The sequence below is a fragment of the Streptomyces nanshensis genome, from assembly GCF_001751255.1.
In the GTDB taxonomy this organism is placed as follows: domain Bacteria; phylum Actinomycetota; class Actinomycetes; order Streptomycetales; family Streptomycetaceae; genus Streptomyces; species Streptomyces nanshensis_A.
Genome location: NZ_LJGW01000526.1, coordinates 1 through 1,104, shown reverse-complemented (window position 1 = coordinate 1,104; position 1,104 = coordinate 1). Strand labels below are relative to the sequence as shown.

Annotated in this window: 2 protein-coding genes; both read left to right on the top strand. The window is 74.3% G+C overall.

The genetic code is table 11. The annotated features are described in order from the left end of the window. On the top strand, positions 1-578 hold a 578-nt coding region (locus tag AN218_RS29525; RefSeq protein ID WP_275937004.1), incomplete at its 5' end, for an MnhB domain-containing protein. Next, positions 575-1,104 (top strand): Na(+)/H(+) antiporter subunit C (locus AN218_RS29520; protein WP_070020144.1); only part of this gene is annotated, 530 nt, incomplete at its 3' end. The genes AN218_RS29525 and AN218_RS29520, both read left to right, overlap by 4 nt.

Here is a 1,104-nt window from a genome sequence, read left to right as displayed (position 1 = left end):
CGGCCCGCCGCCGGGCGGGTGCGGTGCCCCGCCGTACCTGGCTGACCGGCAGCGGCACCCTCGACCCGGAACGCCGCTCGGTGATCTTCGAGGTGCTGGCACGGCTGGTCTTCCACCCCATCGTCGTCTTCTCCCTCTACCTGCTCTTCTGCGCCGAGAACCTGCCGGGCGGCGGCTTCAGCGCCGGGCTCGTCGCCGGGCTGGCGCTGGCGGTGCGCTATCTCGCGGGCGGACGGTACGAACTGGACGCCGCCGCACCCGTCGATGCCGGCTTCCTGCTCGGCCTCGGGCTGATGACGATGACCGGCACCGGACTCGCCGGGCTGCTGCTGCGCGGCTCGGTGCTCCAAAGCGCCACGTACCACGGGGAGTTGCCGGTCATCGGTAAGTTCCACGCGGCCAGCCCCGTGCTCTTCGACGCGGGCATCTACCTGCTCGTCCTCGGCGTCGTCCTGGACGTGCTGCGCAGCCTCGGCTCCGAGATCGACCGGCGCGTGGAGCGCGCCCTGCGCGAGGAGCAGCGCGGCGCCGAGCCCGGCGGGGCGCCGCGCGGCACGGGCGGAGAGGCACGCGGATGAAGGAGACCCTCGCGCTCGTCGGCGCCGGCGGCACCATGATCGCCGCGGGTACGGTGCTGCTGCTCAGCCGTCCCCTCACCCGTATCGTCCTGGGCACCGTCGTCCTCGGGAACGGCGTCAATCTGCTGCTGCTGGCCACCTCCGGCGCCGCCTCGCGCGCCCCGCTGCTCTACAAGGTCTTCGGGCCGCAGCGCATCTCGGACCCGCTGCCGCAGGCGTTCATCCTCACCGCGATCGTCATCACGCTCGCCCTGACCGCCTTCCTCTCGGCCATGGCCTACCGGGCGTGGCAACTGTCCGGGACGGACGACGTCCAGGACGACGTGGAGGACCTCCGCGTCGCCTACCGCGCCGAGCAGGCGGAGCGCGCCGAGCGCGCCAGGACCGCACGCGGCGAGCCCCGCGGCGCGGACGAGGACGAGGACACGGAAGAAGCCCCCGGCGAAGGCGCCCGGCCCCCGCGCTCCCGCGAACGCCGCGCCCGCCGCCGGGAGTTGATCGCCACCGGCGAGCCACAGCCGCCCCG